Origin of the sequence: Leisingera sp. ANG1 (assembly GCF_000203975.2) — a bacterium.
Lineage (GTDB): Bacteria > Pseudomonadota > Alphaproteobacteria > Rhodobacterales > Rhodobacteraceae > Leisingera.
Genome location: NZ_AFCF02000015.1, coordinates 48,153 through 63,905, shown reverse-complemented (window position 1 = coordinate 63,905; position 15,753 = coordinate 48,153). Strand labels below are relative to the sequence as shown.

Below are 15,753 nucleotides of genomic sequence, written 5' to 3'. Positions count from 1 at the left end.
GTCCGACCCCGGACCGGCCCATTTTCGTTGAGGCAGATGGGGTAACCGATGTCAAAACGTGACTATTACGACGTTCTGGGCGTGGCCAAAGGCGCCACCGCAGACGAAATCAAAAAAGGCTTTCGCAAGAAGGCCAAGGAACTGCACCCCGACCGGAACTCCGACAATCCGGACGCCGAGGCGCAGTTCAAGGAAGCCAACGAGGCTTATGACGTCCTCAAGGACGCCGAAAAAAAGGCGGCCTATGACCGCTTTGGCCATGCTGCCTTTGAAAACGGCATGGGCGGCGGCCAGCGCGGCGGCGGCGGCCAGGGCTTTGGCGGCGGCGATTTCTCCTCCGCCTTCTCCGACGTGTTCGACGACCTGTTCGGCGATTTCATGGGCGGCCAGCGCGGCGGCGGTGGCGGACGCCAGCGCGCATCGCGCGGCGCAGACCTGCGCTACAACCTGCGCGTCTCGCTGGAGGAAGCCTTCAGCGGCCTGCATAAGACCATCAAGGTCCCGGCCTCCGTTTCCTGCACCTCCTGCGAGGGCACCGGGGCTGAGGGCGGCGTGGAACCCACCACCTGCCCGACCTGCTCCGGCATGGGCAAGGTCCGCGCGCAGCAGGGCTTCTTCACCGTTGAACGCACCTGCCCGACCTGTTCGGGCCTGGGCCAGATCATCAAGAACCCGTGCAAATCCTGCCACGGCCACGGCCGGGTGGAAAAAGACCGCTCGCTGTCGGTGAACATCCCGGCAGGCGTGGAAACCGGTACCCGCATCCGACTGGCAGGCGAAGGCGAAGCCGGCCTGCGCGGCGGCCCTCCGGGCGATCTCTACATCTTTGTCGAGGTCGGCCCGCACAAGCTGTTTGAGCGTGACGGCAACAACCTCTACTGCCGGGTTCCGGTCAGCATGGCCAAGGCATCGCTTGGCGGCTCCATCGAGGTGCCGACCATCGACGGAGGCCGCGGCCGCGTGCAAATCCCCGAGGGCAGCCAGTCCGGCCGCCAGATGCGCCTGCGCGGCAAAGGCATGCCGGCGCTGCGCGGTGGTGCCACCGGCGACATGTTCATCGAACTGGCGGTGGAAACCCCGATGAACCTCACCGCCCGCCAAAAGGAGCTTCTGCGCGAGTTCGAGGACATATCCGAGGAAAACACCAACCCCGAATCCCGCAGCTTCTTCTCTTCGGTGAAAAGCTTCTGGGATGGGATGAAGGGGTGAGCAAGCTCCCCGGAAACGCTCCGGGGGAGCGTTTCGCTTGCGAACGGGCGGAGCCCCGGCCACTAGCCTGAAACGACTCGATCAAAGCGCCCCCGCCCGGGGCGCTTTTCTTTTGCGCATCCTTTACGCAGCGCCCTGCCCAGACGCCCCACGCCGCGCTGCGGCGGTGCACAGGGGGTGCACAAGGGGTGCACGCCTGTCACCCCCTTACAGCCGCCCCTCCGCCGCTCTCGCAGGGCATCCATTAACACTTCCTCAACCATGATGGCGGCACCATGGCGCCATGGCACAGGACCCCGCATTCGAGGACGTCTCCCTGCCGCTGTTTCCCGGCAGCGAGGAGGCCCCTGCGGCCCCGCTCTCCCCCGGCCGCCTGCCCTCCTACATCAAGGACCACCGCGCCCGCCTGCGCGAGCGTTTCATGGCCGGCGGCGCTGCCGCGATGCCCGATTACGAGCTTCTGGAGCTGGTCTTGTTCCGCTCCATTCCGCGCCGCGACGTGAAACCCTTGGCACGGCAACTGCTTGATACATTTGGAGATTTCAACCGCGTGGTGGCAGCCGCACCGGAACGGCTGGCGCAGGTCAGGGGCATCGGCGACGCGGTCATCACTGACCTCAAGGTACTGGAGGCCGCCGCGCACCGCATGGCCCGCGCCCGGGTGATGCAGCGCCAGGTGATCTCCAGCTGGGACGCGCTGCTGGATTATTGCCACACCACCATGGCCCACCGCGAAACCGAACAGTTCCGCATCCTGTTCCTGGACCGCAAGAACGTCCTGATCGCCGACGAGGAACAGGCCCGCGGCACCGTCGACCACGTGCCCGTCTACCCCCGCGAGGTCGCCAAACGCGCCCTGGAACTGAACGCCAGCGCCTTGATTCTGGTGCATAATCACCCGTCCGGAGACCCCACGCCCTCGGACAGTGACATCGGTATGACAGATCAGATCCAGGCCGCCCTCAGCGCCTTGGGAATCGCCCTGCACGACCATCTGATCATCGGAAAATCCGCCGAACTCAGCTTCCGCGCTCAGGGATACCTGTAGCGCATTTCTCAGTCATCATCAGCGGTTTTGGGAGGAAGTGGTGAGCCGTGCAGGATTCGAACCTGCGACCCACTGATTAAAAGTCAGTTGCTCTACCAACTGAGCTAACGGCCCACTTCTTCGTCGCGGTCTAAGTGTTTTTCCCAGAAGGTTCAAGCACTTATTTCGCTTTGGTCCGGCGTGGCGGTGTGTGTCACGCTGTCCCGATAGGCGGCGTATCTAGGGCCAGTGCGGCGGGGGGTCAACCCCTTTTTTCAACTTTTCTCACCGAAGGCTGGATTCATCTCCGCGCCGGGTCTATATGCCCGCCATGAGCACCTCGGCACACACAAATCTCCCCTTCATGAAGATGCACGGGCTGGGCAACGACTTCGTCGTTGTCGACGCGCGCGCGCAGGACATTGCCATCACCCCGGCGATGGCCAAGGGAATCGCGCACCGCCAGTTCGGCGTCGGCTTTGACCAGCTGACGGTGATCTCGAACGGGCCGGGCGACGCGCATCTGACCTTCTACAATGCCGACGGCTCCACCTCTGCGGCCTGCGGCAATGCCACCCGCTGCATCGCCCGCCACCTGATCCTGGAGACCGGCAAGCCGGAGCTGCACCTGACCACGGACCGCGGCGACCTTTATGCCCGCGACGCCGGCAACGGGCTCACCTCCGTCAACATGGGGGCGCCGCAGCTGGACTGGCAGGACATTCCCCTGGCCGAGGAAGCGGACACGCTGGAACTGCCGATCGAGGGCGGCCCCACAGCCACCGGCATGGGCAACCCCCACTGCACCTTCTTTGTCGAGGACGCCGAGGTCATTCCGCTGGCGGAATTCGGTCCCCGCTACGAGCACCACCCGCTCTACCCGCAGCGCACCAATGTACAGGTCGCCCAGGTCACCGGCCCCGACCGCATCCGCATGCGCGTCTGGGAGCGCGGTGTAGGCGTGACACTGGCCTCCGGCTCCTCCTCCTGCGCAACCGCCGTTGCAGCCGCCCGGCGCGGCCTGACGGGCCGCAAGGTGCAGATCGATCTGGATGGCGGCACCCTGTGGATCGACTGGGCTGAGGACGGCGTTTGGATGACCGGCCCGACCATGCATGTGTTCGACGGCACATTCACCCGCGAATTCCTGGAGTCGCTGGCATGAGCGTGCCCAAGTTCACCACCCTCGGCTGCCGCCTGAATGCCTATGAGACCGAGGCGATGAAGGAGCTGAGCCAGCAGGCAGGCCTGGAGAACGCCGTGGTGGTCAACACCTGCGCGGTAACAGCCGAGGCCGTGCGCAAGGCGCGCCAGGAGATCCGCAAGCTGCGCCGCGAAAATCCGGAGGCGCCGATCATCGTGACCGGCTGCGCCGCCCAGACAGAGCCGGAAACCTTTGCCGCAATGGAAGAGGTCACCCGCGTCATCGGCAACACCGAGAAGATGCAGGCTGAGACCTGGCAGCAGATCGCCAAAGGCCCGGATTTCATCGGCACCACGGAGAAGGTCCAGGTCGACGACATCATGTCGGTGACAGAGACCGCAGGCCACCTGATCGACGGTTTCGGCACCCGCAGCCGCGCCTATGTGCAGGTCCAGAACGGCTGCGACCACCGTTGCACCTTCTGCATCATCCCCTACGGCCGCGGCAACTCCCGCTCGGTCCCCGCGGGCGTGGTGATCGACCAGATCAAGCGGCTGGTGGACAGGGGCTACAACGAGGTGGTTCTGACCGGCGTGGACCTGACCTCCTGGGGCGCTGATCTGCCTGCACAGCCCCGCCTGGGCGACCTGGTGATGCGGATCCTGAAGCTGGTGCCGGACCTGCCGCGGCTGCGCATCTCCTCGATCGATTCGATTGAGGCGGACGAGAACCTGATGCAGGCAATCGCCACCGAGCCGCGGCTGATGCCGCATCTGCACCTGTCGCTGCAGCATGGCGACAACCTGATCCTGAAACGCATGGCCCGCCGCCACCTGCGCGACGACGCCATCGCGTTTTGCGAGGAGGCCCGCCGCCTGCGTCCGGAGATGACATTCGGCGCCGACATCATCGCAGGCTTCCCGACCGAGTCCGACGCCCATTTCGAGAACTCGCTGAAACTGGTCACCGACTGCGATCTGACCTGGCTGCACGTCTTCCCCTATTCCAAGCGCGAGGGCACCCCGGCGGCGAAGATCCCGAACCAAGTGAACGGCAACGTCATCAAGGAGCGTGCTGCCCGCCTGCGCGCGGCCGGCGATGCGCAAGTGGAACGCCATCTGGCAGAGCAGGTCGGCAAGACCCACCGCATTCTGATGGAAAACCCGCACATGGGCCGCACCGAACAGTTCACGGAAGTGGCGTTCGCAGCCCCCCAGGAAGAAGGCCGGATCGTCACCGCCGCCATTACCGGTACGGCAGGCAGCCAGCTGGTGGCCTGACCCAGAGGGGAATTGCTTTCCCCGCTCCTACCCGCTAAATCTCACAACACAGGTCCCGGATACCTGCCGCTCGCGGCCGCTGGCCATGGTGAAATCCGGACAAGGTTTATCCTGACGCCTGGGTGCACGCCCAGACAGCAATGCGAGCCCTGTCTGCAACGGCACATGCACTCTTTCGCGAAAGGTACACCCATGCAGACCAACTCTGCCCTTCCTTCTGTTGCGCAGCTCAAGGCCGAGGCCCGGCTCTTGCGCAAGCATTCCAAGGCCCAGGGCCAGCCCATCCCCCACAGCACCGCCCTGGAGCGGATCGCCCAGTACTATGGTTTCCGCGACTGGAACACGCTCCACGCCCGTGCCTCCAACGCGCCGGAGCTGCAGGTGGGGATGCGGGTCGAGGGGCGCTATCTGGGCCAGCCCTTCACCGGCTACGTGCACGGGCTGGCCGCCTGCGGCGGCAATGGCCACCGGCGGATCACCCTGCAATTCGACGCGCCTGTGGACGTGGTCCGGTTCGACAGCTTCTCCTCCTGGCGTCAGCGGGTGTCCGCGGTGATCAATGCGGACGACCGTTCGCCGCAGAAGACTTCCAACGGCCTTCCGCATCTGACGGTCAGCCCGCTGGCCTAGGCTTCCGGCTTCTTTCTGGTCCGAAATACCCCGGGGTGAATGCGCGTCCGCGCGCAGAGGGGCAGCGCCCCTCCCCGTCAGCAACGAAAAACCCCCGCAAGCATCACTTGCGGGGGTTTGATGTTTCAAAGCTTTAGTCAGCTGCCAGGGATCAGTGCTTGCCCTTGTGCGGCGCCCAAAGGCGCTTGTTGGTCAGATACAGCATCACCGACAGCAGGGTCAGGAACAGCACGCCGACAAAACCGGCCTGCTTGCGCGCCATCATCTTGGGCTCTGCGGTCCACATCAGGAAGGCCGCGACGTCCTGCGACATGGCTTCCACGTCGTTGGCGTGGCCGTCGGCAAATTCCACCTGCTCATCGGACAGCGGCGGCGCCATGGAGATCCAGCCGCCCGGGAAGGCAGTGTTCTCATAGAAGGTGGTGCCTGCTTCTTCCTTGGACTCACCGGTGTAGCCGGCCAGCAGCGAGGCGATGTACTCGGCACCGCCCATGCCCTTGAACAGCTGGTTGATGCCCAGGCCATAGGGGCCGTGGAAGCCCGCACGCGCCTTGGCCATCATGCTGAGGTCCGGGGCGCCGGCGTTGTTGTTCTCCGGGAAGTGATCGACCGGCTTGGCCGGGCGGTCCTCATCCAGTTCCGGATCGTAGACGCTGAAGTTGTCAGCTGCGTAGGCACGCACCTGATCCTCCGGCAGCTGCGGGCCGCCCTCGTCTGCCAGGGTGCGCAGCGGCACCAGCTTCAGCCCGTGGCAGGCCGCGCAGACTTCGGTGTAGATCTGCAGGCCGCGCTGCAGCTGGTTGCGGTCGTAGGTGCCGAACGGGCCTTCAAACGAGAAGGCGTAGTCGGTGATGTGCTGCTCGCCGCCGCCTGCTGCGTAAGACGCAGCAGGGATCATGGCCAGAGCGAAGGCGGCACCGGTTGCCAGTTTCTTGAACATTGTCAGGTGTTCCTTCTTCTTACTCGGCAGGAGTGGCGTCAGCAGAAGACTTCTTGCCGTAGTGGGCGTCGAAATCCTCTTCGATGGTTGCAGGCTGAGCCAGCGGCTTCTCGATCACGCCCAGCAGCGGCAGGATCACGAAGAAGTAGCCGAACCAGTAGGCCGATGCGATCAGCGAGAACGATGCATAGGGCTCTTCCGCCGGCATCGCACCCAGCCACATCAGGGCAAAGAAGTCGACGACCAGCAGCGCGAACCACCATTTGAACATCGGGCGGTAACGGCCCGAACGCACGTTGGAGGTGTCCAGCCAGGGCGCCAGCGCCATGGCCAGGATCGCGCCGAACATGGCGATCACGCCAAAGAACTTCGCATCCACGATGCCGCCGGTCACGAAGGAGGCGAACTGCACCACCCAGACCTCGGAGGTGAAGGCACGCAGGATCGCGTAGAACGGCAGGAAGTACCATTCCGGAACGATGTGCGCCGGGGTCACCAGCGGGTTGGCTTCGATGTAGTTGTCCGGGTGGCCCAGGTAGTTCGGCATGAAGCCGACGATGGCCCAGAACACAACCAGCACAACGGCCAGGCCCAGGAAGTCCTTGATCACGAAGTACGGCCAGAACGGCAGGGTGTCTTTCTTGGCTTCTTCCTTGGACCCCTTGCGGACATCAACACCGGTCGGGTTGTTGTTGCCAGTGGTGTGGAAGGCCCAGATGTGCACGATCACCAGCGCTGCAATCACGAAGGGCAGCAGGTAGTGCAGCGAGAAGAAGCGGTTCAGGGTTGCGTTGTCCACTGCGGGCCCGCCCAGCAGCCAGGTCTGGATCGCTTCGCCGATGAACGGGATCGCGCCAAACAGGCCGGTGATAACGGTGGCCCCCCAGAAGGACATCTGGCCCCAGGGCAGAACGTAGCCCATGAAGGCGGTGCCCATCATCATCAGGTAGATCAGCATGCCGACAATCCAGGTGACTTCGCGGGGCGCCTTGTAGGAGCCGTAGTACAGGCCGCGGAAGATGTGGATGTAGACGGCAACAAAGAACAGCGACGCGCCGTTCATATGCAGGTAACGCAGCATATGGCCGCCGTTCACGTCGCGCATGATATGCTCGACAGAGGCGAACGCCAGATCAACATGCGGGGTGTAGTGCATCACCAGGACGATGCCAGTGACGATTTGCAGCGCCAGGCAGAAGGCCAGGACGATGCCCCAGATCCACCACCAGTTCAGGTTCTTGGGGGTGGGGATCATGATGGTGTCATAGATCAGGCCGACGATGGGCAGGCGGCTGTGCAGCCACTTTTCTGCGCCTGTCTTCGGCTCGTAATGGTCGTGCGGAATACCGGACATGAGCGCGTTTCCTTATCCCAGCTTGATGGTGTTGGCGTCGGTGAACTCAGCCACCGGCACGTGCAGGTTCTCCGGCGCCGGGCCTTTGCGGATGCGGCCTGCGGTGTCGTAGTGCGAGCCGTGGCACGGGCAGAACCAGCCGTTGAATTCGCCGGCACCGTCGCCCAGCGGCACACAGCCGAGGTGGGTGCAAACACCCATCATCACCAGCCATTCGCCGGCGTCGTCCATGGTCCGGTTCGCGTCAGCCGCGTCGGTGCCCGGCTTGTTGGCGTTTTCCGACCGCGGGTCGATCAGTTCGGACAGCTCCACGGCACGGGCTGCCTCGATCTCTTCCTGGGTGCGGCGGCGGATGAACACCGGCTTACCAAGGAACATGACCGAGATCTGCGTGCCAACTTCCACGCCGCTGACATCGACCAGGATCGAGGACAGCGCTTTCACGTCGGCGGAGGGGTTCATCTGGTTGACCAGGGGCCATACGGCGGCACCCGCGGTCACTGCCCCGGCGCCGGCAGTGGCGTAGTAGAGGAAATCTCTCCGGGTTCCTTCGTGGTCTTCTGCGTGGGACACGAGGTTTTCTCCAATTCCAGCGCCCGTTTAGGGCAAACATGCGCATGCACCGCGATTGCTCGCAGTGACTCAGGCGCGTGTCTAGCGGGGAGAAGCCGCTTCGTCCAGCGGTCATAGGCGCGCAGAAAGCCGCAGACGGCAATTCTGTCACGCCTGTGTGACAGTGCCGCACCCATATCGGCGCGGCACCTGTCTGTTTCAAGGGGCCTGCTCAGGCCGCGGGTGGTTTTGTCGCCTGCATCGCGGGGCGCGATTCGAAATCCGCGAACCAGTCCGCCAGCGCCTCATTGCCCTGGCGCCAGTTGGTTTCGGGGTGGCGGAAATCCACATAAGCCAGGGCGCAGGCCACCGCGATCTGGCCGATATCCAGCGGCCCCTGCAGGTGGCTCATCCAGCGCGCATTCAGCGCCGCGCAGCCGCCCAGCACCTTGCCCCGCTGCGCGTCCAGCCAATTGTCCCACTGTTTGTCTTCGGGACGCAGCCGTTTTTCATAAGACATCAGCACCGCCGCATCCATGATTCCGTCGGCCGTGGCCTCCAGCACCTTGCTGTCCCAGCCGCGGCCGTACAATTTGCCGCCTGCGCGCTCATCCAGGTAGGCGCAGATCACCCGGCTGTCATACAAGGCCGGCCCGTCATTGCGCTCCAGCGCCGGGATCTTGGCCAGCGGGTTGCTGGCCTTCACATCCGGGCTGGGCTTCAGGGGCGTGGTGGTGACGTCCATAATATCAACATCCTCCAGCTGCCCGGTTTCATGCAGCAGCACCACAACCTTGCGGGCAAAGGGAGATGATTGGGAAAAAGTGAGCTTCATTGAAAATCCTCCGCTGTTTGGCCGCAGCCTACTGCAAGCGGACCTGAGGGGAAGGGGCAAATGCAGCACTGTGCTAGACTGGGCCCGTGTAACAAGTGACAGGAGCCCTACAATGATCATGCGGATATTCCAGGTTACCATACGGCCCGGCAAAGAAGCCGAGTTCAGCAAGTTCTTTCACGAAACCGCAATCCCGCTGATGAAGGGCACCGAGGGCATCGTCTCGGTCCTGCCCGGCGCGCCGCGCTCTGAGACCCCGCGGGAGTTCAGCTTTGTGATGGTCTGGAGGGATCTGGCCTCGCTCAAGGCATTTGTGGGCGAGGATTACACCAGTCCGCACATCGACCCGGCCGAGGCCGAACTGGTCGAGTCGCGCACCATCAAACACTATGATCTGGTAGAAGCCTGACGCATCAGCACCGCCAGTTCCTCCAGCTCCGCGCCCATGCCGCCGGCTATGGCCTCTGCGGCTCCGGCGCGCGCGGCGTCCGGTTTGTTCTGGCTCAGCTTCCAGGTGCCATCAGTGCCCGTGATCCGCATCCGGGCGGGCACGATCATCCGCATCATCCGCGCCAGCGCCGCTGCATCCATCTTGGCCGTCGTCCAGGGCGGCTTCGGCCCCAGCCGCGCCTCGTAAAAGGCCGACTGCCGGTCCAGCAGATCGCGCAATTCCTCCTCCGAACGCAACTCCAGCTCGCCAGTCAGATGCACCGCGACATAGTTCCAGGTCGGCACCTGATCTGGCACCCCGTACCAGTCCGGCGAGACATAGCCATCCGGCCCGCTGACGGCGATCCTGGCCGGGCGCGCTTCCTTCAGCATCCGCACAATCGGATTGGAGCGCACCAGATGCAGATCCGCCCATTCCCCGTCTTCGGAAATCAGGAACGGCACATGGCTGATCAGCGGCGCCTCCTCCGTGGAGACCGCCAGCACGCCAAAGGCCCGCGCACGGGCAAACGCCAGGTTCTGCGCGGTATCCGCATCGTGGAAAACCGGATTGGGGTGCATGAAAATTCTCCTGTGCCTGCCCGTCCCGCACACCATGGAACCCGGCTTTGCAATTTGAAAGCTCCACTTCCCTGCTCAGGAACAATACCAATTTCACGTCCCAGCCGCGCGTCTGACGTTCCGTTCTTGAAATCGGCTGCGCCGCTTGGCAATGTCCGCGTGTTCTCAGGGCGGGGCGGAATTCCCCACCGGCGGTAAGCGGGCCAAGTCCCGTAAGCCCGCGAGCGGCTTCCAAGCTTTTGGAAGTGTCAGCAGATCTGGTGCGATTCCAGAGCCGACGGTCATAGTCCGGATGGAAGAGAACGTGCAGGCGAGCCACGGATGACGTGCGCCCGTCTGTTCGTGATCGCCTTGGGTGACGTGTCATGCCGTGCTGGCAGCGAAAAGTGGACACCGGTTTTCGCGGCCGCCAGCAGGCCACCAAACTGTATAGGAGATTACGAAATGACACACACCCGCTATGCCTTCATCAAGGCGCAATGGCATGCCGATATTGTCGACCAGGCGCTGGAGGGCTTCCTGCAGCTGATCCCGGCGGAGCAGGTCGACGTGTTCGACGTTCCCGGCGCCTTTGAAATGCCGCTCTTGGCACAGGAGTTGGCAAAGACCGGAAAATACGCCGCCGTGGCCTGCGCTGCGCTGGTCGTCGACGGCGGCATCTACCGGCATGATTTCGTGGCGCAGGCCGTGGTTGACGGTCTGATGCGCGCCGGCATGGACACCGGGGTGCCGGTTCTGTCGGTCTCGCTGACCCCGCACCATTTCCAGGAAACGGAGCATCACATGGCCATCTACCGCGCGCACTTCGTGCAAAAAGGCAACGAAGCCGCCAGTGCAGCCCTGATGATCACCAAGACGCGGGAGGCGGCGTTGGCCGCATAAACGCAGCACTTACAGTGCATTATCCCCTGCACCAGCCCGCCGCACCGGCGGCGGGCATCCGGCAAAAAGGCCAAAAAATCAGTTTAACCATTTGTTTATAAACGAGGTTTCGCAGCGAAACCCCTTTTCACTTACACACCTCCGAAACCGGCTCCCGGCGGCGCGTCAGGCAGATCCCAAATAAGCCTTCAAGGCCGGCGGCGGGTTGTTCAGCAGCTCCGCCGTTGCCTGCGGCTCATGCGCCCTGCCCTCCGCCACCAGCACCACCTGATCCGCGATCCGGCGGGCGTCATTCGGATCATGGCTGACCATCAGCACCGTGGCGCCGCTTTCGCGGGCCAGTTCCGCCACCAGGTCCAGCATCTCTGCCTTCAGCGCCGGGCCCAGCGCGGCAAAGGGCTCATCCAGCAGCAGAATGTCCCGCCCCTGCACCAGTACCCGCGCCAATGCCACCCGGCTTTGCTGCCCGCCGGACAGCGCCGCAGGCTTGCGTGCGCCCATGCCGCCCAGGCCAACCCGCGCCAGCGCGGCCTCAACCTGGCGCCACTCCGCCGCGCTCAGCCGCAGGTTTGCATGCAGCCCCAGCGCCACATTCTGCGCCACGGTCAGATGCGGGAACAGGTTGCCGTCCTGAAACAGCATTGCCACCGGCCGCTTGCCCGGCGCCTGGCGGGTCAGGTCGGCGCCCCTCCACAAAATACGCCCGCGGGTCACCGGCAGGAAACCGGCCACGGCCTCCACCAGCGTTGACTTGCCGGCCCCGGACGGGCCAATCACCGCGACGCAGGCGCCGGGCGCGATCTCCAGATCCGCCTCCACCGCGTAGTCGCCGTTCATGATCCGGCAATTCTCAAGCCTCAGCATGCCAGCGTCCCCCGCGGTCCAATATCCAGAATGCGCCCATCGACAGCATCAGCAAGAGCAGCGCCGCACCTGCCGCCGCCTCCATCCGGTAAGCGCCCATCAGCCGGTAGATCTGCAATGGCAGCGTAGCAAAGTCCGGATCGGCAAACAGCGCCACCACACCAAGGTCGCCCATCGACAGCGCCGCTGCTAGCCCGGCCGCAAACCCTGTCTGTGCCCGCATCCGCGGCAGGTAGACCCGGCGCACGAACGCCCATCCCTGCATGTCCAGCGACAGCGACAACCGGCCATAGCGCCCCAGAACCTCCCGCGCCCGCGGCACCAGAATGCGCATGGCAAAAGGCAGCGCCATCACCGCATTGACCAGCGCCGTCACCGGCAGCGCCAGCGCAAACGGGTCCGCAATGGGATAGATCAGAATGAACAACCCGGTGCCGATCACCAGCGGCGAGGCCGCAAGGCCGAGGATACCCGAAAGTTCGGCGATGCCGCTGCGCCCGGCGGCAGCCGCAGCGGCCATCGGCAGGGCCAGCATCAGCAGGATCACGGTGCTGAGCGCGGCAACCAGAATCGAGTTGCCCGCCGCCTGCCAAACGGAGCCTTTCAAGGCAGCCAGCCCCGGCAGACCCGCCAGCACGATTGCCGCCAGCGGCAGCAGCAAAAACGCCGCCGACAAGACAATCCAGAACCCGTCCAATCCGCGCGCCAGCAACCCCTGCCCGTCCCAGCGCTGCACAGCCCGGTCAAGCCCGGCCCCAAATCCTTCGCCCGCCGACACCCGCAACGCCACCAGCGCGGCGGCACCGGTCAGCAGCAGCTGCAGCCCCGACAGAAGCGCCGCGCGGCCCAGGTCGAAATCAAAGCGGAACGCCTGATAGATGGCGAGCTCAAGGGTCGTCGCCCTCGGGCCGCCGCCCAAGGTCAGCGCCACCGCAAAGCTGGACAGGCAAATGGCAAACACCACCGCCAGCGCGCCCGGCGCCACCCGCCGCAGCATCGGCCCTTCCAGCAGCCGCCACATCGCCAGCGGCCCGGCATCCAGCTGCGCCGCCAGACGGAAACGCTCGGCAGGAATTTCCTGCCAGCCCTGCAGGATCAGACGCGTCGCCAGCGGCAGGTTGAAGAACACATGCGCCAGCACCACCCCGTGCAGCCCGTAGATTTGAACAGGCTCTAACCCAAGGAAAATCAACCCTTGGCTCAGCCAGCCGGCCCGGCCAAAGACAGCCAACAGACCAAGGATCGCAACAATTACAGGAAGAATGAAGGGCGCGCCCAGCAGTGCAATCAGCAGCGTCCGCCCCGGGAACCGCCGCCGCGCCAGCCCGCGGGCGACGGGAATGGCAAGGCCGACGCTCAAGAGCGCCGACAGACTCGCCTGGGTCAGCGTGAACCGCAGCGCCGCCCAGTCGCTAACGCCGAACCCGGTGCCGGCCTCGGCCCGCAGGGCAACAGCCCCCAGCGTCCCCAGAATCAGCGCCGCCACCAGCAGGGCAGCGGCGCTTCCGGGAAAGGCGCTTACTGGCTGAGCGCGTCCAGCCATTCGCCCAGCGCCGCATCGCGCACTTCTGCCGCTTCCGTTTCGCTCAGCAGCAACGATTTTTCAGGCGCGATCAGGGTGCCGAATCCTTCCGGCAGGCCTGCCGCCGGGGTCACCGCCGGATACATCCAGTTGGTGGTCGGAATGATCGACTGGAACGCATCCGACACCATGAAGGCCAGGAACTGGTCGGCCAGCTCCGGCTGGTTGGTGTTTGCCAGCTTGGCCGCAACTTCCACCTGCATGTAGTGCCCCTCATCAAAAGCGGCGGCAGCCTTGGAGCCGTCTTCCTCGGCAATCAGGTGATAAGCGGGCGAAGTGGTGTAGGAGAGCACCATGTCGGCCTCCCCTTCCAGGAACATGCCATAGGCCTCGGACCAGCCCTTGGTCACGGTGACCACGTTGTCAGACAGGCCCTTCCAAATCTCCGGCGCCTCGTCGCCATAGGCGGCCTTCACCCACAAGAGCAGGCCCAGACCCGGTGTCGAGGAGCGCGGGTCCTGGATCACGATCTTGGTGTCGCTGGCGGCCAGCGCCTTGAAATCCGCGGGCGCCGCGGCATCGGCGTTGTGGACAAAGGCAAAGTAGCCCCAGTCATACGGCACAAAGGTCGCGTCGTTCCATTCCACCGGCAGCGCAAACTCGGCGCTCACGGAATGCTCTGCAAACAACCCGGTTTCCTTGGCCGCCGCGGTCAGGTTGGTATCCAGCCCCAGAACCACGTCCGCGTCCGAGCGTTCGCCCTCCAGCTTGACCCGCGCCAAAAGCGCCGCGCCATCGCCTGCGCCAACCAGTTTCAGGTCGCAGCCGCAAACCTCCTCAAACGCCTTTTCCACTGCCGGGCCCGGGCCCCAGTCGGAAACAAAGCTGTCATAGGTATAAACGGTGAGTTCGGGCGTTTCGGCAAAGGCTGCCGAGGCGCCAAGCAGTCCCGCTGCAAATGCAAGATGTTTCATGCCATCCTCCTTTGCGGCTTTGGGCAAGGGTGGAGGCTGTCCAGTACCTTCCCTCCGCCGGTGTGATCCGGTTCAGGTTCAACGGGTGTCATCTCAGCGCTTGCGCGCACCCCGAGGTGGCGCGGACATTAGGCCCCAGCCGCAGCAATGACAAGCCAAAGCCCCGCCAGGACCTACGCTTCAGGCAAACTGGACCGCTGCCGGCGCCGATCCCATGTTCTTCTGGCGGAAAATATCCCGGGGGAGCCGCCCTAGGCGGCGGGGGCAGCGCCCCCTGTGCCCTTTGCCGCAGAGGAATCCGCTTGAGGCACAGGCCCCTGCCCGCTAAGCACGTCCCGCAAAGGAGACCGCGCCTCATGTCGATGAACAGCTTTGGACACCTCTTCCGCGTCACCACCTGGGGCGAGAGCCACGGGCCCGCGCTAGGCGCCACCGTCGACGGCTGCCCGCCGAACGTGCCGCTGGAGCCGGAAATGCTGCAGCAGTGGCTGGACAAGCGCCGCCCGGGCCAGAACAAGAATACCACCCAGCGCAATGAGCCGGACGCGGTGAAGATCCTCTCCGGCGTGTTCGACGGCATGTCCACCGGCACCCCGATCCAGCTGATGATCGAGAACACCGACCAGCGCTCCAAGGACTACGGCGAGATTTCCCAGACCTTCCGCCCGGGCCACGCCGACATCACCTATTTCCAGAAATACGGCAACCGCGACTACCGCGGCGGCGGCCGCTCCTCGGCGCGCGAGACCGCGGCGCGGGTAGCAGCAGGCGGTGTTGCACGTGAAGCAATCAAGGCACTGGTGCCGGGGCTGGAGATCAAGGGCTACATGACCCAAATGGGCGAGCTGGAGATCGACCGCAGCCGCTTTGACTGGGACGCGATTGAACAAAATGATTTCTGGATCCCCGACGCTGGCGCAGTGCAGGAATGGGAAGACTACCTGCAGGCCCTGCGCAAGGCGCATGATTCCGTTGGCGCCGTGGTTGAGGTTGTTGCCCGGGGTGTCCCCGCAGGCATCGGCGCGCCGGTTTATGGCAAGCTGGACACCGATCTGGCCGCCGCGATGATGTCGATCAACGCCGTGAAGGGCGTCGAGATCGGCGAAGGCATGAATGCCGCGCGCCTCAAGGGCTCGGAAAACGCCGATGAGATTTTCATGGGTGAAAACGGGCCGGAGTATTCCTCGAACCACGCCGGCGGCATCCTTGGCGGGATTTCCACCGGGCAGGATGTGGTGGTGCGCTTTGCAGTGAAGCCCACTTCGTCAATCCTCACCCCGCGCAAGTCGATCCGCAAGGACGGCTCCGCCACCGAAGTGATCACCAAGGGCCGCCACGACCCCTGTGTCGGCATCCGCGCGGTGCCGGTGGCCGAGGCAATGATGGCCTGCGTGATCCTCGATCACCTGTTGCTGCATCGCGGCCAGATCGGCGAAAACCAGGGCCGGATTGGCTGAAGGTAAGGCTCTAATAAGCGCCAATTCGCATTCTCAAGGGTGAAGCGTGCAGATGCAGGCTTCGCCTTTTTC

The 15,753-nt window shown here is 64.4% G+C and carries 16 protein-coding genes, 1 tRNA gene and 2 riboswitches; of the genes, 8 read left to right on the top strand and 9 right to left on the bottom strand.

Annotated features, from left to right (window positions below; genetic code table 11):
* The first annotated feature begins 48 nt into the window (after positions 1-48).
* Positions 49-1,209: a molecular chaperone DnaJ gene (gene dnaJ / locus GC1_RS20920; RefSeq protein WP_019297573.1), complete on the top strand. Its 1,161-nt coding sequence runs from the start codon at positions 49-51 to the stop codon at positions 1,207-1,209.
* A 283-nt stretch (positions 1,210-1,492) separates the two neighbouring features.
* A complete protein-coding gene (gene radC, locus GC1_RS20915; RefSeq protein ID WP_019297572.1) occupies positions 1,493-2,257 on the top strand; it encodes a RadC family protein in 765 nt (254 codons plus the stop codon).
* Positions 2,258-2,295: 38 nt separating this feature from the next.
* Here the strand turns inward: radC and GC1_RS20910 are convergent.
* Positions 2,296-2,371 (bottom strand) — tRNA-Lys (locus GC1_RS20910).
* A 187-nt stretch (positions 2,372-2,558) separates the two neighbouring features.
* Between GC1_RS20910 and dapF the strand changes: the two genes are divergently transcribed.
* The 3 genes from dapF (at position 2,559) to GC1_RS20895 (ending at position 5,290) form a co-directional block, all read left to right on the top strand.
* A complete protein-coding gene (gene dapF / locus GC1_RS20905; protein ID WP_019297571.1) occupies positions 2,559-3,401 on the top strand; it encodes a diaminopimelate epimerase in 843 nt (280 codons plus the stop codon).
* Positions 3,398-4,660: a tRNA (N(6)-L-threonylcarbamoyladenosine(37)-C(2))-methylthiotransferase MtaB gene (gene mtaB / locus GC1_RS20900; RefSeq protein WP_019297570.1), complete on the top strand. Its 1,263-nt coding sequence runs from the start codon at positions 3,398-3,400 to the stop codon at positions 4,658-4,660. Before dapF ends, mtaB begins: the two co-directional genes overlap by 4 nt.
* Before the next feature lie 192 nt (positions 4,661-4,852).
* A complete protein-coding gene (locus GC1_RS20895; protein WP_019297569.1) occupies positions 4,853-5,290 on the top strand; it encodes a glyoxalase superfamily protein in 438 nt (145 codons plus the stop codon).
* A 151-nt stretch (positions 5,291-5,441) separates the two neighbouring features.
* Here GC1_RS20895 and GC1_RS20890 read toward each other — a convergent pair whose 3' ends face one another.
* The 4 genes from GC1_RS20890 to GC1_RS20875 all read right to left on the bottom strand — a co-directional run bounded on the left by GC1_RS20890 (position 5,442) and on the right by GC1_RS20875 (position 8,971).
* Complete coding sequence (locus tag GC1_RS20890; protein WP_019297568.1) at positions 5,442-6,230, bottom strand: cytochrome c1; 789 nt, start codon at positions 6,228-6,230, stop codon at positions 5,442-5,444.
* Between the two features lie 19 nt (positions 6,231-6,249).
* Positions 6,250-7,584 carry a cytochrome b gene (petB, locus tag GC1_RS20885; RefSeq protein WP_019297567.1) on the bottom strand — a complete coding sequence of 445 codons (1,335 nt, stop codon included), beginning with the start codon at positions 7,582-7,584 and terminating at the stop codon, positions 6,250-6,252.
* Between the two features lie 12 nt (positions 7,585-7,596).
* Complete coding sequence (gene petA, locus GC1_RS20880; protein ID WP_019297566.1) at positions 7,597-8,157, bottom strand: ubiquinol-cytochrome c reductase iron-sulfur subunit; 561 nt, start codon at positions 8,155-8,157, stop codon at positions 7,597-7,599.
* Positions 8,158-8,368: 211 nt separating this feature from the next.
* Positions 8,369-8,971: a glutathione S-transferase gene (locus tag GC1_RS20875; RefSeq protein ID WP_019297565.1), complete on the bottom strand. Its 603-nt coding sequence runs from the start codon at positions 8,969-8,971 to the stop codon at positions 8,369-8,371.
* 112 nt (positions 8,972-9,083) lie between these two features.
* Here GC1_RS20875 and GC1_RS20870 point away from each other — a divergent pair, with 112 nt between their 5' ends.
* A complete protein-coding gene (locus GC1_RS20870; RefSeq protein WP_019297564.1) occupies positions 9,084-9,380 on the top strand; it encodes an antibiotic biosynthesis monooxygenase family protein in 297 nt (98 codons plus the stop codon).
* Here GC1_RS20870 and GC1_RS20865 read toward each other — a convergent pair.
* Positions 9,359-9,982 (bottom strand): FMN-binding negative transcriptional regulator, encoded by a 624-nt coding sequence (locus tag GC1_RS20865; RefSeq protein WP_019297563.1) that lies wholly within the window; start codon positions 9,980-9,982, stop codon positions 9,359-9,361. The two genes, GC1_RS20870 and GC1_RS20865, sit on opposite strands and share 22 nt — an antisense overlap.
* A 157-nt stretch (positions 9,983-10,139) precedes the next feature.
* Positions 10,140-10,290, top strand: a riboswitch (FMN riboswitch).
* Positions 10,291-10,426: 136 nt separating this feature from the next.
* Here GC1_RS20865 and GC1_RS20860 point away from each other — a divergent pair.
* Positions 10,427-10,864, top strand: coding sequence for a 6,7-dimethyl-8-ribityllumazine synthase (locus tag GC1_RS20860; RefSeq protein WP_019297562.1), 438 nt, complete (start codon positions 10,427-10,429; stop codon positions 10,862-10,864).
* A gap of 165 nt (positions 10,865-11,029) precedes the next feature.
* Here GC1_RS20860 and GC1_RS20855 read toward each other — a convergent pair whose 3' ends face one another.
* The 3 genes from GC1_RS20855 to thiB are packed head-to-tail and all read right to left on the bottom strand — an operon-like array spanning position 11,030 to position 14,224.
* Positions 11,030-11,728, bottom strand: coding sequence for a thiamine ABC transporter ATP-binding protein (locus GC1_RS20855; RefSeq protein WP_029204978.1), 699 nt, complete (start codon positions 11,726-11,728; stop codon positions 11,030-11,032).
* Complete coding sequence (locus GC1_RS20850; RefSeq protein WP_019297561.1) at positions 11,715-13,271, bottom strand: thiamine/thiamine pyrophosphate ABC transporter permease ThiP; 1,557 nt, start codon at positions 13,269-13,271, stop codon at positions 11,715-11,717. The genes GC1_RS20855 and GC1_RS20850 overlap by 14 nt, the downstream gene beginning before the upstream one ends.
* Positions 13,247-14,224 carry a thiamine ABC transporter substrate binding subunit gene (thiB, locus tag GC1_RS20845; RefSeq protein ID WP_019297560.1) on the bottom strand — a complete coding sequence of 326 codons (978 nt, stop codon included), beginning with the start codon at positions 14,222-14,224 and terminating at the stop codon, positions 13,247-13,249. Before thiB ends, GC1_RS20850 begins: the two co-directional genes overlap by 25 nt.
* A gap of 32 nt (positions 14,225-14,256) precedes the next feature.
* Positions 14,257-14,348, bottom strand: a riboswitch (TPP riboswitch).
* 232 nt (positions 14,349-14,580) lie between these two features.
* Between thiB and aroC the strand changes: the two genes are divergently transcribed.
* A complete protein-coding gene (gene aroC / locus GC1_RS20840; protein WP_019297559.1) occupies positions 14,581-15,681 on the top strand; it encodes a chorismate synthase in 1,101 nt (366 codons plus the stop codon).
* The last annotated feature ends 72 nt before the right edge of the window (positions 15,682-15,753 follow it).